This window comes from Candidatus Accumulibacter meliphilus (genome assembly GCF_036625345.1).
Taxonomy (GTDB): domain Bacteria; phylum Pseudomonadota; class Gammaproteobacteria; order Burkholderiales; family Rhodocyclaceae; genus Accumulibacter; species Accumulibacter meliphilus.
Genome location: NZ_JAZKTZ010000004.1, coordinates 352,533 through 365,835, shown reverse-complemented (window position 1 = coordinate 365,835; position 13,303 = coordinate 352,533). Strand labels below are relative to the sequence as shown.

General features: G+C 62.9%; 14 protein-coding genes. 11 read left to right on the top strand and 3 right to left on the bottom strand.

What is annotated here, in order from left to right; genetic code table 11:
- Position 1 precedes the first annotated feature (1 nt).
- Positions 2-478, top strand: a complete 477-nt coding sequence (locus V5B40_RS10605) for a copper chaperone PCu(A)C (RefSeq protein WP_434735866.1) — start codon at positions 2-4, stop codon at positions 476-478.
- Between the two features lie 68 nt (positions 479-546).
- On the opposite strand, the gene V5B40_RS10600 is transcribed toward V5B40_RS10605, so the two are convergent.
- Together V5B40_RS10600 and V5B40_RS10595 are read right to left on the bottom strand one after the other, a co-directional pair.
- Positions 547-1,512, bottom strand: a complete 966-nt coding sequence (locus tag V5B40_RS10600) for a COX15/CtaA family protein (protein ID WP_332354458.1) — start codon at positions 1,510-1,512, stop codon at positions 547-549.
- Positions 1,509-2,585 (bottom strand): COX15/CtaA family protein, encoded by a 1,077-nt coding sequence (locus V5B40_RS10595; RefSeq protein ID WP_332354457.1) that lies wholly within the window; start codon positions 2,583-2,585, stop codon positions 1,509-1,511. The genes V5B40_RS10600 and V5B40_RS10595 overlap by 4 nt, the downstream gene beginning before the upstream one ends.
- Positions 2,586-2,893: 308 nt before the next feature.
- Between V5B40_RS10595 and V5B40_RS10590 the strand changes: the two genes are divergently transcribed.
- The 5 genes from V5B40_RS10590 (at position 2,894) to V5B40_RS10570 (ending at position 7,304) form a co-directional block, all read left to right on the top strand.
- Positions 2,894-3,043 carry a hypothetical protein gene (locus tag V5B40_RS10590; protein WP_169066036.1) on the top strand — a complete coding sequence of 50 codons (150 nt, stop codon included), beginning with the start codon at positions 2,894-2,896 and terminating at the stop codon, positions 3,041-3,043.
- A 30-nt stretch (positions 3,044-3,073) separates the two neighbouring features.
- Positions 3,074-3,613: a cytochrome C oxidase subunit II gene (locus V5B40_RS10585; protein WP_332354456.1), complete on the top strand. Its 540-nt coding sequence runs from the start codon at positions 3,074-3,076 to the stop codon at positions 3,611-3,613.
- A 14-nt stretch (positions 3,614-3,627) separates the two neighbouring features.
- Positions 3,628-5,322, top strand: a complete 1,695-nt coding sequence (locus tag V5B40_RS10580) for a cbb3-type cytochrome c oxidase subunit I (protein ID WP_332354455.1) — start codon at positions 3,628-3,630, stop codon at positions 5,320-5,322.
- 156 nt (positions 5,323-5,478) lie between these two features.
- Positions 5,479-6,375 carry a heme o synthase gene (gene cyoE, locus V5B40_RS10575; RefSeq protein WP_332354454.1) on the top strand — a complete coding sequence of 299 codons (897 nt, stop codon included), beginning with the start codon at positions 5,479-5,481 and terminating at the stop codon, positions 6,373-6,375.
- Positions 6,376-6,419: 44 nt separating this feature from the next.
- Positions 6,420-7,304, top strand: a complete 885-nt coding sequence (locus V5B40_RS10570; protein ID WP_332354453.1) for an SCO family protein — start codon at positions 6,420-6,422, stop codon at positions 7,302-7,304.
- A 31-nt stretch (positions 7,305-7,335) separates the two neighbouring features.
- On the opposite strand, the gene V5B40_RS10565 is transcribed toward V5B40_RS10570, so the two are convergent.
- Positions 7,336-7,938: a Uma2 family endonuclease gene (locus V5B40_RS10565; RefSeq protein WP_332354452.1), complete on the bottom strand. Its 603-nt coding sequence runs from the start codon at positions 7,936-7,938 to the stop codon at positions 7,336-7,338.
- A 181-nt stretch (positions 7,939-8,119) separates the two neighbouring features.
- Here V5B40_RS10565 and V5B40_RS10560 point away from each other — a divergent pair, with 181 nt between their 5' ends.
- From V5B40_RS10560 to V5B40_RS10540, 5 genes are all read left to right on the top strand, one after another.
- Positions 8,120-8,584, top strand: coding sequence for a tRNA (cytidine(34)-2'-O)-methyltransferase (locus V5B40_RS10560; protein ID WP_332354451.1), 465 nt, complete (start codon positions 8,120-8,122; stop codon positions 8,582-8,584).
- 142 nt (positions 8,585-8,726) lie between these two features.
- Positions 8,727-10,298 carry a hydrogenase iron-sulfur subunit gene (locus V5B40_RS10555; protein WP_332354450.1) on the top strand — a complete coding sequence of 524 codons (1,572 nt, stop codon included), beginning with the start codon at positions 8,727-8,729 and terminating at the stop codon, positions 10,296-10,298.
- Positions 10,291-10,788, top strand: coding sequence for a hypothetical protein (locus V5B40_RS10550; protein ID WP_332354449.1), 498 nt, complete (start codon positions 10,291-10,293; stop codon positions 10,786-10,788). Before V5B40_RS10555 ends, V5B40_RS10550 begins: the two co-directional genes overlap by 8 nt.
- A 106-nt stretch (positions 10,789-10,894) precedes the next feature.
- Entirely contained in the window at positions 10,895-12,814 is a 1,920-nt protein-coding gene (locus V5B40_RS10545) for a 2Fe-2S iron-sulfur cluster-binding protein (RefSeq protein WP_332354448.1), read from the top strand.
- A 138-nt stretch (positions 12,815-12,952) separates the two neighbouring features.
- Positions 12,953-13,300 carry a YdhR family protein gene (locus V5B40_RS10540; RefSeq protein WP_332354447.1) on the top strand — a complete coding sequence of 116 codons (348 nt, stop codon included), beginning with the start codon at positions 12,953-12,955 and terminating at the stop codon, positions 13,298-13,300.
- Positions 13,301-13,303: the final 3 nt, after the last annotated feature.

Sequence of the window (13,303 nt, the reverse complement as noted above, 5' to 3'; positions counted from 1 at the left end):
TTTGAAAGCGACACGAACCCAACTGGCGATGGCCTTCCTGTTCAGCCTGTCGGCAACAGCAGCGCTGGCCGCCGATGTCGAAGTCAAGGATGCCTGGATACGCGGAACGGTGACCGGCCAGCAGGCCACCGGCGCTTTCCTGGAAATCACCAGCAAGTCGGGCGCGACGCTCGTCGGCGCCGCCAGCCCGGTCGCAGCGGTCAGCGAAATTCACGAAATGAAGATGGACGGCGGGATCATGAAGATGCACGCCGTAAGCCGCCTCGAACTGCCGGCCGGCAAGCCGGTACAGCTGGCCCCTGGCGGCTACCATGTGATGCTCATGAAGCTCAAGCAGCCGCTGACGAAAGGGGATTCGATCCCGTTGACGCTGCAGGTCGAGGGCCCGGACAAGAGCGTGCAAGTGATCGAAGTTCAGGCCGAAGTGCGCGACCTGACCGCCAGCGGCGCAGCGACGAGCGAGCACAGCACGCACTGAGCCTTTGCCAGGGTCGAGCGCAGCAACAGGGCTGGGTGTGGGAAAACGGCGCTGCCCTTCTCGCTAGCTCATGCCGCCCCCGGGTCAGCGGGGCCAGAGCAGCGGCGCCGCAAGGTCGCCAGGGCGGCCAGCAGGGCGGCCGCGCCGACGCCATGCGCGATCGCCAGCCACAGACTGAAGCCACTGATCACGGTCAGCGCCCCGATCGCCAGCTGCGCGGTCAGTAGCACCAGCAGCGCCACGGCTGCCCTGCGCGTCACGCCATCAGCAAGTGCCTGCCAGGCAGCAGCGCCCAGCACGAGCAGGGTGAGCAAAGCGCTCCAGCGGTGCAACAGATGCAGGCTGAGCCCCCCGGCTTCGCCCGCAGGCGGCGCTCCCGCCAGGCTCGCAAAGGCCTGCAGGGCCGCCCAGCCGGCTGCCGTCGGCCACCAGCTTCCAGCACAATCCGGAAACGACGTACAGGCCACGGCGGCGTAACGGGCGCCGATCAGTGCCCCGAGGATGACAGTCAGCGACAGCGCAGCGCTGCCGAGATGCAGCACCAGCCTCGGCAGGGCCGAAGCACCTGTTCCGGTCAGCAGCGCATCCGGCGTGCTGGCCAGCACCACTCGCCACGAGAAGCTCACCAGGCCGAGGCCGCCGAGAATGTTCAGGAAAGCAACGCCCGCCAGCCGCGGATCCGAACTCCAGAAACCGAGCACCGCCAGCGCCAGCACCAAGGCCACCAGCACGCTTGCCGGACGTGCCGGCGACGGCAGCGACGGACGCCGCCAGCACAGCCACGCCAGATAGCAGGTCAGCAGTAGCGCCAGCGAGGCGGTAGCGCGATGCAGCAGGCGCAGTGGGCCGCAAGTCTGCGCCTGCGGCTCGCTGTTCAGCAGTTGCGCGTAGCAGGCGGGCCAATCGGCACAGCCGAGACCGGCCGCTGCCAGGCGCAGCCAGGCGCTGAGCAGCACCACCAGCAGCGACAGCGCCGTCAGCCAACAGGCAATCGTCCGGATTTTCTGCAGTCGCACAGCCTGGCTGGCAATCAAGCGGCGCTGCCCGCCACCGGCTGTACCCGCAGTTGGTGATTCAACCACAGCAGCAGGCCGAGAACGATCATGGCTCCCCCCTGATGTGCTGCACCGAGGCCAACCGGAACGGCCAGCAGCAAGGTCGAGATCCCGAGCACGATCTGCAGGAATACGGCTACCAGGACCAGAGTCGCGGCCAGGCGAGCGCTGCGCGAAAGCGCGGCTGCCCTGATCTTCCACCACAACCAGGGCACCAGAAAAGCCAACAGCCATGCCCCCAGGCGGTGGTCGAACTGCACCAGGGCCATATTGTTGAAGAAATTCAGATACCAGGGATCGATGCTGAAGCTTTCCGGCGGCAAGATATGCCCGTTCATCAGCGGAAAACTGTTGTAGGCCTTGCCGGCCCGAATGCCAGCCACCAGGCCGCCACTGACGACCATATAGCCGACCAGGATCGCCAGCCAGAAAGCGAAGCGCTGCAAGCCTTTCAGCGTCAACTCACTGGTCGCGCCGGTCGCGCCGGTGGCGCTGCCAAGGCGGCGGCGCTCGCTGAGCAGGCCGAGCGCCAGCCACATCATGGCCACGAAAATCAGGAAGGCCAGCGACAGATGCGCCGTCAGGCGATACTGGCTGACGCGCGGATCATCGATCAGGCCGCTCTTGACCATGTACCAGCCCATCGCGCCCTGCAGCCCGCCGAGCACGAAGATGCCGAGCAGCTTGGGCATCAGCGGCGGGTCGATCTTGCGTCGCCAGCAGAAATAGAGGAAGGGCAGCAGGAAGACGACACCGATCAGGCGCCCGAGAACGCGGTGCCAGTACTCCCAGAAGAAGATGCCTTTGAACTCCTCGATCCCCATCTGGTGGTTGACCTTGTGGTACTCCGGCGTCCTCTTGTATTTCTCGAAAGTCTCGTCCCACTCGGCCTGGTTGAGCGGTGGAACGATGCCGACGATCGGCTTCCACTCGACGATCGACAGCCCGGAATGTGTCAGGCGGGTGACGCCGCCGACGACCAGAATTGCAAAGACCATGGCGCTGCAGATGAACAACCACAGCGCAACTTGCCGGCGAGCGACTTTATTCATACGATGAACCCGGGAGGAAAGAGGAAAGCAAAGCGAGGAAAGCAAAGCGCGAATTATAGGCCCTCGGCGGCGGCCTTGAGCGCTCCAGGGAGCTGCGACCAGCGGTCGCATGACCATGCCTGCAAGGCTGATGATTGCTGGCCTTGCCGGTCATCGCCGTCTTTCCCCGTTCTTGACGTGCATCAAATCAAAAGCAGGGCAAGAGCAGGTATTCTTCGGCCAATTGTGCCCGCAAAGGCCAAGGGATTTTACGTTATCGGCAACTTACCAAGCGCCACGAGCGCCAATCAGCGAAGGAGGATTAAACCATGGTCGACGACAAAGACGACGACATCCCGTTCATGCAGAAGCTGCTGGACAACCACTTCCTGCTCCTGTTTCTCGGTGTGGCGTCACCAGGGCTGATCTACATCCTGTGGGGCATCATCGACATCATGAACACCCCGGTCGCCAAATAAAACAGCCAGTCACCTCAGGGAGAGAGAAATATGAGTGCAATTCTGCCGCCGTCAGATCGGCTATGGTGGAAGCAACCCATCGACAAGGTCGAATGGGCGTGGATAGGGATCGCCTTCGTATGGGGGATGATCATGTTCGGGATGATGATCTACTGGCACATATACGGGAAGCAAAACCTGTCCAACGAGGCTTACAAGATCACCCCCGAACTGTTCGCCGCCAAGGCCGAGAAATTCATCGCCGAGAACACCATCCGCACCGAGACCGACCAGGACATTCCAGTGGTCAAGGTTCCGGCGGGCGGCGACGGCTACCTGATCGCCCGCCTCTGGGCCTGGTACCCGATCCTCGAACTCGAGGAAGGGCAGACCTACAAGATCCATCTCTCGTCGATGGACTACAACCACGGCTTCTCGCTGCAACCGGTCAACATCAATATCCAGGTGATCCCCGGTTATGAGCACGTGGTGAAGATGACGCCGACCAAAAAAGGCACTTATGCCATCGTCTGCAACGAATACTGCGGCATCGGTCATTCCTGGATGCTCGGCCGTATTTACGTGAAATAAGGGGGAGTAAATAGATGGCAACAACGTACCGCACCTGTCCGATCTCGGGAATGCAGTTTGAGGACCAGGCCGAGAAACTGATGCGCTGGAACGCCGTCGCCGGCGTCCTCTGGCTGCTGGTAGGCGGCGTCACCGCGCTGCTGGTGATCCTTACCCGCTGGCCGGCGATCAAGCTGCTGCCGGCCGACCAGTTCTACCTGATTCTCACCGCCCACGGCATCGACATGCTGATCCTGTGGATCCTGTTCTTCGAAATGGCCGTTCTCTACTTCGCCTCATCAGTTCTGCTGAGGTGCCGAATTGCGACACCGAAAATCGCCTGGCTCGGCTTCTGGCTGATGGTCGTCGGCGGCATCATGACCAACGTCGCCGTTTTCCAGGGTGAATCGAGCGTCATGTTCACCTCCTACGTGCCGATGCAGGCGCAGCCGCACTTCTACCTGGGCATCATCCTGGTCGCCGTCGGCGCCCTGCTCGGTACCTGCGTTTTTTTCGGGACGCTGGTCGTCGCCAAGAAGGACAAGACCTATCAGGGCTCGCTGCCGCTGGTGACTTTCGGCGCACTGACCGCGGCGATCATCGCCACTTTCACCATTCTTTCCGGTGCCGGCATCCTGATCCCGACCTACTTCTGGTCGATGGGCTGGATCAAGGAAATCGACGCCCAGTTGTATCGCATGGTGTGGTGGGGCCTGGGACACTCGTCGCAGCAGATCAACGTTGCCGCGCACGTCTCCGTCTGGTATCTGACTGCCGCCGTACTCTTCAACGCCAAGCCGCTGTCCGAGAAAGTCTCGCGTTTTGCCTTCCTGCTCTACATCCTCTTCCTGCAACTGGCCAGCGCGCACCACCTGCTGTCCGACCCGGGCATGAGCGCCGAGTGGAAAGTGCTCAACACCTCGTACTTCATGTACTTCGCGGTGATGGCCTCGATGATCCACGGTTTCACGGTCCCGGGTGCCATCGAAGCCGCCCAACGGCGCAGAGGTTTCACCAACGGCATCTTCGAATGGCTGCGCAAGGCACCCTGGGGCAACCCGGTGTTCTCGGGCATGTTCATCTCGCTGGTCAGCTTCGGCTTCCTTGGCGGCATCTCCGGTGTCGTCCTCGGTACCGAGCAGATCAACATGCTGATGCACAACACTTTCTACGTTCCGGGCCACTTCCATACCACGGTCGTCAGCGGCACCACCCTGGCCTTCATGTCGATCACCTTCCTGCTGGTTCCGGTGCTCTTCCGGCGCGAGCTGATCCTGCCGAAGCTATGCCAGATCCAGCCCTACCTGTACGGCATCAGCATGGGTATTCTCGGCCTGGTGATGATGGGCGCCGGTACGCTGGGCGTTTCCCGCCGGCACTGGGACATGGCCTTCTCGGGCGCACCTTTCCAGTATGAATGGCCGGGTGCCGCCTACCTGATGATGGGTCTGACCGGTATCTTCGGGGTCATCGCCGTCATCGGTGGTGGCCTGTGGATCCTGCTCATCGTCGGCTCGCTGCTGTTCGGCAAGAAACTCGACGGCGGCAAGGTCTCCGACAAGCCGACCCCGATCCCGGCGAACACGCAAGCGGCCTCGGCCGTGGCGCACGGCAGCGACCACGTGCCGGTTCCCGGCACAGTGATCCTGGCCCTGCTGCTCTTCGTGTCCTTCGTGCTCTACTACTTCGTCAACTGGAAATACCTGTCCGAAGTCTGGCTGCTCAGCTAATCGAGCGCGCCCCCACGCCCGTGGCGTGGGGGCCTGCCTCAATCGGGCCTGGACAATAAGCTCCAGGCTCGATTCAAGCAGGTCTGACCCTCGCCCCCAGGGCGATTTCGCGGCCACCCTGCCTCTTCCTTTCCCTTCGCTGCGCCACCGAGACTCATGCACTCCACGCTCCCACCGAACAGCACTTCCGGCTTTCCTTTCCGTGCCATTCTGGGCCTTTTCAAGTTGCGTATCGGCGTAGTCATCACTTTTACCGCCCTGGCCGGCCTGGCAGTCGGCGCCGGCCCCAGCCTGAGTCCCTTGCAACTGCTGGTACTGACCCTCTCGGTACTCATCTCATCGGCCAGCGCCGGCGCCTTCAACCAGTATTACGAACACGACAGCGACCACCTCATGGCGCGCACCAGCAAGCGCCCCTTCGTCACCGGCGAACTGCGCCATGGTCCAGTCTGGCTGCTGCTGATTGCTGCCTTGATGGTACTTTCGGTCGGCGCCGCCTGGATCGCACTCAATGCCTGGTCAGCGCTCTTCGTCTTCCTCGGTGCGTTCTTCTACGCCATCGTCTATACCGTCTGGCTCAAGCGCCGCACCTGGCTGAACATCGTTTTCGGCGGCCTGGCCGGTAGCTGGGCAGTCCTCGCCGGGGCGACGGCGGCCGACCCGCAACTCGGCGCCGTACCCCTGGCGCTGGCGCTGGTCCTCTTCCTGTGGACGCCACCGCACTTCTGGAGTCTGGCCATCGCTTTCCGTGACGACTACGCTGCCGCCGGCGTGCCGATGCTGCCGGTGGTTGTCGGTGACCAGCGGGCGGCGAAAACGATTTTCTTCAGCACCCTGGCGCTGGTCGCCGCCTCCTGCATACCGCTGGCTTTCGGACTCGGTGCGATCTACTTCGTCGGCGCCGCCAGCGGTGGCTTCCTGTTCATCCACAAAGCCTGGCTGCTGACTCGCGACACCCAGCGCAAATCGGCAATGGCCTGCTTTCACGCTTCATTGATCCAGTTGACACTGGTGCTGCTGGCCGCCATCGTGGACAGTCAATTTGCGTCCTGACCCTCGGACGCCCTGACCTTCCGATCCACCACTGGCAGCTTTCGATGATTGGTCCCTGTTTTCGCGCCCTCCTGGCGGCACTTCTCGTTCTGACAGCCTCCCCTCTCGTCGCCGATGAAGCCGCCGTCGAACAGCCCAAGCTCACGGCTCGGCCGCAGGGACTGCTGCGCGGCGACCTGACGCTGACCGCGCTCGACGAGAAAGCCGCTTTCGCCTTTTCGCAAGCCGCCATCGGCAGAGCGCTGGGCGACTTCGTGCTCCTCGACCGCGACGGACAGCCGGTCGAACTGTCCCGTTATCTGGGCAAGCCGCTGCTGGTCAACTTCATTTACACGGCCTGTTTTCAGGTCTGCCCGACGACCACCCGCAACCTGCAGAAAGCGCTCGAAAATACGGTCAGCGTGATGGGCGCCGATCGCTTCAACGTCATCAGCATCGGCTTCAACCAGCCTTTCGACTCGCCGGCCGCCTTGCGGGATTTTTCCCGGCAATACGGCATCGATCTGCCGAACTGGAATTTTCTCAGCCCGGCAACGGCGATCGTCGACCCGTTGACGGCTCACTTCGGCTTCCGCTTCGTCGCCACCGCGGCCGGCTTCGACCACCTCAACCAGGTGACGATGGTGAACGCCGAAGGCAAAATCGTGCGCCAGGTCTATGGCGAGAAATTCACCGCCGAAGACCTCGCCGAACCGCTCAAGCTGCTGATCACCGGTTCCGCCATCCCGCCCGAGACCGGCACCCTGCAGGAGATCATGGAACGTATCCGCATCATCTGCTCGGTCTACGATCCCCGGACCGGACGCTACCGCACCGACTACTCGCTTTATTTCATGTTCGCCGGCTTCCTGACCTTCGTCTTCTTCATGATCTACCTGTCGATCAACTTCTGGAGAAATCGGCGCCGCGACGAGCCCAAGGCGCGCTGATCGGCGAGCGCCAGCTCGCCGCGCGCGCCTGTCACTCCCGTGCTGGCCGCTCACCAAGCCGCTGCCAGAGGCGACTGAAATCAAAATCCATGGCGCAGCCCGACAGCTCGAAATGATGCGTTTCGTTCGAGAAATCAGCGACCTTGCGGTACTCGCCGGCAAACAACTGGTACACCTTGGCCTTGTGCGCCTGTGGGTAAACCAGCACATAGTGAGTCACCCCTTCGCTACGGTAGAGCTCGAACTTGACGACTTCGTCACGGCGGGCGGTCGGTCGGGAAACCACCTCAAAAATCAGCTCAGGCGCACGCGTCAGGCGATCGCCCGCGGGGGTGTAGCAGATCACCAGCACGTCCGGCCGGACGACAGTATCGTCGGCGAATTCGACGTCGATCTCGAACAGCGCCTGGCACTGCGGACAGTCGTCGAGCGATTCATCGAGTTGCCTGAAAATGGCGGCGCTGAGTTGCTGATGCGCCAGCGCAGGAGAAGGCGCCATGGCCAGCGGCGCGCCGTGAATCAACTCCCAATTGCCTTCCCAGAGCAGGTAGTCCTGCACCGTATAGCTTTCCGACACCGCCCGATCGCTCATCACCTTCTCTCCGTCTGGCGAAGTTTCTCCGCTGTGCTGCAAGCGTGGCTCCTCGCCAAAATAGTACGCTACATTAGCGCCTGCAAGTGTCGCGAGCTTGCAGCCAACGCAAACGCCCGACCATTGCCCGAGCATTGCCTAACTTTCCCATGCGCTGTCGCCTCACTTCGCGATGCGCAAAAGCCACTCGCACGCCAGGCAAACCGCCCTTCCGGAGCAGCCATTGAGCGCCGTCGTTCTCTTCCGCCCCGAAATCCCGCCGAACACCGGCAATGTCATTCGTCTGTGTGCCAACACCGGCTGCGAACTGCACCTCGTCGAACCGCTCGGCTTCCGCTGGGAAGACCGCTCGCTGAAGCGTGCCGGCCTCGACTATCACGAGTTCGCACGCGTTTTTCGGCACGCCGACTGGGACGCCTGCAAGCAGGCCCTGAGTGGGCGGCGCCGCTTCGCGATCAGCACGCGCGGCGGACGCCGTTTCGACGATCCCGACTTCGCTACCGACGACGTCTTCGTCTTCGGCCAGGAGAGCAGCGGCCTACCGGCCGAGGTGATGGCCGAATTCGCCGCCGAGCAGCGCCTGCGCCTGCCGATGCGGCCCGGGCAACGCAGCCTCAACCTCTCGAATGCGGTCGCGGTGATGGTTTTCGAAGCCTGGCGGCAACAGGGTTTTGCCGACGGCGTCTAAGCCAGCTTCCGGGGTCTCGCGACAGGCCAGGACCGTCATGGCATGTTTTGTATTTGACTCGTGTCAAGTCGCCTCCAGCCCGCAGTCTATATAATCACCGGCTAATGATTATTCTCAACCACGCTTCAGAGGCCTCCGGCAGGTGAGCTTCCACGCAGCATTGCGCAACGGCACAAAGAGCATTTTTCTGCGTGTTGAAGAAGCCTTCGATACCCCGTTCAGCGGCCAGGACAACCCCCTGCGCCATCTCGGCGCGATGGGTCTCTATCTGCTGTGGATCGTCGTCGGCAGCGGTCTGTATCTCTACACCGTTCTCGACACCGGCATCGATGCGGTCTACCACTCCATCGGCCATCTCTCCCAAGAGCAGTGGTACCTCGGCGGCGTCCTGCGCAGCCTGCATCGCTACGCCTCGGACGGCTTCATGCTGGTGATGATGCTGCATCTGCTTCGCGAATGGTCCTACGGCCGCTATTACGGCTTCCGCCTTTACTCGTGGATGACCGGCATTCCGCTGATCTGGCTGGCCTATATCGCGGGCATCGGCGGCTACTGGATCGTCTGGGACGAACTCGCGCAATTGTCGGCCACCGCGACCACCGAACTGCTCGACTGGCTGCCGATCTTCAGCGAGCCATCGGCGCGCAACTTCATGTCGCCGAGCGCAATCAGCGACCGCTTCTTCACGGTCCTGATTTTCATTCATCTCGGCGTGCCGCTGCTACTGATCCTCGGCCTGTGGGCACACGTCCATCGCGTCGCTCACGTCGATTACCTGCCGACGCGCCGGGTGATGCTGGCTACCGCCGCTGCTCTGACCCTGCTCGCCCTGTTCCGACCCGCGCTCAGCAACCCGCCGGCCGATCTGGCCAGCGTTCCCGGCACCCTGGCTTTTGACTGGTTCATCCTCTTCATTCATCCGCTCACCGACCTGACATCGCCAGCCATCGTCTGGTCGCTGCTCTTCGGCCTGACGGCACTGCTCTTCGCCCTGCCCCTGCTGCCGCACGGCAAGGCGCAGCCGATCGCCGTCGTCGACCCGGCCAACTGCACCGGCTGCGACCGCTGCCATGTCGACTGCCCCTATGCGGCAATCTCGATGGCGCCGCACCCGGGCCGACCGGGCTACCAGCTGGCGATCGTCGACGCCGACCTCTGCGCCAGTTGTGGCATCTGTGCCGGCTCCTGCCCGTCATCAACCCCTTTCCGCCGTCGCGAGACGCTGATCACCGGCATCGACATGCCGCAACTGCCGGTCAACGCCCTGCGCCAGCAACTCGAACATGCGCTGGCGCAACTCGCCGGCCGCACCCGCATCGTCGTCTTCTCCTGCGCGCGCGGTGCCCAGGCCAGCCCACTGGCCGGCGTCGACACCGCGGTGATTGAGCTGATCTGCACCGGCATGCTGCCGCCGGCCTTCGTCGAATATGCGCTGCGCGGCGGTGCCGACGGCGTCGTCGTCGCCGCCTGTCGCGGCGGCGGCTGCGATTTCCGCCTCGGCGAGCGCTGGACCAGCGAGCGCCTGCTCGGTGATCGTGAACCGCACCTGCGCCCCAGCGTACCCCCCTCGCGACTGCAACTACTGCTCGGCTCGGCGCACGACAGCGGCGCACTGGCCCCTGCGGTGGCCGAACTCAGAACCCGGATCGAAACCCTCGGGGTTGCGACCGACCGCCTTCCACCCTACCTGCGGAGTGCTTCACATCATGCTTAAACCCGCCGCCATCGTCGGCCAGGTGATCCTCTACGGCGCTTTTGCCGCTTTCATCGGTTATTTCGCCACCTCGCCGACCTACGACCAGATTCCCGACGACGTCGCGCTGATCAAGCTCTCGATCAGCCACCTCGGCGACCGCGCGTGTCGCAAGCGGACACCCGAAGAGCTGGCCAAGATGCCGCCGAACATGCGCGCACCGATGGAATGCCCGCGCGAACGCTCCGACATCAATCTCGAAGTAGACCTCGACGGCGAGCCGGTTTTTCGTACCGTGCTACACCCCACCGGCCTCTACAAGGACGGCGTGTCGACCGTCTACAAGCGCTTCGAAGTCAAGGCGGGCACGCACCAGCTGGCAGTCCGGATGAACGACAATCTGATCGTTCCCGGCTTCAACTTCGTCCAGGAGGAAGAGATCACCCTTGCCCCACGGCAGGTAATGGTCGTCGACTTCAACCCGGATCAAGGTGGCCTGTACTTCAAGTGATCGCCGCCACTACGCATAACTCCAGACGCTGCCGCCGGCACAGGTCCCGGCCCACAGGCACGCAGGCGAGTTCCACGTCAAACAATTTCCCGAGCTGACATCAAAAATGGTCAAAATCATTCAACAAGTCATCCGCTGGCTGTTCATGCGCATCGAGAACGTGTTCAACGTCGCTTTCGGCGACAAGATGAACCCCTTCTACCACCTCGGCACGATCAGCTTCTGGCAATTCTGGTTGCTGCTCATCTCCGGCCTCTACCTTTACATCTTCGCCGATACCGGCGTCCACGACGCCTTCGAGTCGGTCGAGAGCATCACCCATGACCAGTGGTGGCTGGGCGGTATCCTGCGCAGCGTGCACCGCTACGCCACTGACGGCATGATTCTGACCATGCTGCTACACATGCTGCGGCACTTCGCCTACGACCGCTATCGCGGCTTCCGCTCGTTTTCCTGGCTCACCGGCGTCGTCCTGCTGTGGCTGATCTACATCGCCGGCGTCAATGGTTTCATGCTCGTCTGGGACAAGCTTGCGCAGTTCGTGGTCATCGCCACCGCCGAGTGGTTCGACATTCTGCCCATGTTCAACGGCACCCTGATCCGCAACTTCCTGTTCCTTGAAAACGTCAATAGCCGCCTGTTCACCCTGCTCGCCTTCCTGCACATCGGCATCCCCCTGATCATCGGCATCGTGATGTGGGTGCACGTGCAGCGCGTCCCGCGCGCACACATCAATCCGCCGCGCCCGATCGCCATCGCCGTGACCCTGATGTTCCTGGCGCTGTCGCTGGTCAAGCCAATCCTCAGCCAGGGTGGCGAAGCCGACATGGCGGTAGTCCCGACCGGCATTGCCTTCGACTGGTTCGAGTTGCCGGTGCTGGCGCTGGTCTACGTCACCGACCCCCTGCACCTCTGGTTCTGGGTCATCGGCCTCAGCGTCCTGCTGCTCCTCGTTCCCTGGCTACCGCCGAAGCGACTCGGCTCGGCCAAGGCAGTGACCTCGATCACCTTCCAGCCCGATCACAGATCGGTCAGCGCCCGCTTTGGCGAAACCCTGCTCGACGCCGGCCTGCGTCAGGCCATCAACCTGCCCTACGAATGCCGTAACGGCGGCTGTGGCGTCTGCAAATGCACCGTCCTGCAAGGCAAGGTCGACCCCGGCCTGTACCAGCCGAGCGCGCTGTCCGACGCCGAACTGGCGCAGGGCAAAGTGCTCTCCTGCTGCGCCACCGCCCTCGAAGACGTGACCATCGAGTACCAGGCCAGTGCTGCCAGCAGCCGCATCCCGGAGTACACCGCCCGCGTCGTCAAGATGGAGAAGCTCACCTACGACGTCATGCGCGTCCTGCTCAAACTGCCGGAAGGCCAGGCGATCAGCTTCAAGGCCGGCCAGTACGTGAACATCATCCTCGACGACGGCCAGCGGCGCGCCTTCTCCTTCGCCAACCCGCCGCACGAACCCGAGTTCGTCGAGTTGCAGATCCGTCTGATGACTGGCGGCAAGTTCACCACGCACGTCTTCGAGACGATGAAAGTAGGCGACGAGATCCGCTTCGAAGGCCCGATCGGCGACTTCAGCCTGCGCGAATCCGAGCGCCCGATCGTCTTCGTCGCCGGCGCCACCGGCTTCGCCCCGGTCAAGAGCATGGTCGAAGACGCCTTCAAGCGCGGTCTCAAGCGCCAGATCCATCTCTACTGGGGCGTCAGGACTCTCAAGGATCTCTACCTGCCCGAACTGCCGACGCGCTGGGCGCAGGAACACGACAACTTCCACTTTATCCCCGTGCTCTCCGAGCCCGAGTCCGAAGCCACCTGGAGCGGCCGCACCGGCCTGGTCCACGAAGCCATCCTCGAAGACTTCCCCGAGCTCAAGGAACACGAAATCTACGCCTGCGGCTCGGTGCGCATGGTCGAAGCCATCTTCCCCTTCCTCAAGCAGCACGGTGCGGAAGACGGCGCCTGCTTCTCGGATGCCTTCAGCGTCTCGGCCAGGTCGATGGCCTTCCAGCCCCGGCAGGGGTCGTAGCCCGGGGGCCTGGAGAGACTGATCACCCGCGCCAGCCCCTCCTAGCCCCTCGCCCCTCGCGGGAGAGGGGTTGGGGAGAGGGGGCACAGCCAGCCGCCCGCCCCCAGCCAACATCCACCCCTTCGCCAGGACAAGCCCATGATCACCGCCATCGTCGAATTCAAGCTCCCCCAGACTCTGTCCAGAGAACAGGCCCAGGCCACTTTCCAGAGCACGGCGCCAAAATACCAGGGCATGCCCGGCCTGATTCGCAAGTACTACTTTCTTTCCGAAGACGGCAACCGCGCTGGCGGCATCTATCTCTGGAACACGCGTGCCGACGCCGATCGGGTCTACACGCAAGAATGGAAAGCCTTCGTCCGCGGCAAATACGCCAGCGAGCCGTCGCTCACCTTCCTCGAATGCCCGCTGGTCGTCGACAACCTCACGCAGGAAATCATTGCCGACCAGGCCGTTCAAAGCGAGATAGCGCCCGCCACTCGGTAACGC

Excerpts from the sequence above, each read along its gene's own strand:
- V5B40_RS10595 (WP_332354457.1), bottom strand. The coding sequence starts at position 2,585 with ATGAATAAAGTCGCTCGCCGGCAAGTTGCGCTGTGGTTGTTCATCTGC.
- V5B40_RS10590 (WP_169066036.1), top strand. The coding sequence starts at position 2,894 with ATGGTCGACGACAAAGACGACGACATCCCGTTCATGCAGAAGCTGCTG.
- V5B40_RS10585 (WP_332354456.1), top strand. The coding sequence starts at position 3,074 with ATGAGTGCAATTCTGCCGCCGTCAGATCGGCTATGGTGGAAGCAACCC.
- V5B40_RS10580 (WP_332354455.1), top strand. The coding sequence starts at position 3,628 with ATGGCAACAACGTACCGCACCTGTCCGATCTCGGGAATGCAGTTTGAG.
- cyoE (WP_332354454.1), top strand. The coding sequence starts at position 5,479 with ATGCACTCCACGCTCCCACCGAACAGCACTTCCGGCTTTCCTTTCCGT.
- V5B40_RS10570 (WP_332354453.1), top strand. The coding sequence starts at position 6,420 with ATGATTGGTCCCTGTTTTCGCGCCCTCCTGGCGGCACTTCTCGTTCTG.
- V5B40_RS10550 (WP_332354449.1), top strand. The coding sequence starts at position 10,291 with ATGCTTAAACCCGCCGCCATCGTCGGCCAGGTGATCCTCTACGGCGCT.
- V5B40_RS10545 (WP_332354448.1), top strand. The coding sequence starts at position 10,895 with ATGGTCAAAATCATTCAACAAGTCATCCGCTGGCTGTTCATGCGCATC.
- V5B40_RS10540 (WP_332354447.1), top strand. The coding sequence starts at position 12,953 with ATGATCACCGCCATCGTCGAATTCAAGCTCCCCCAGACTCTGTCCAGA.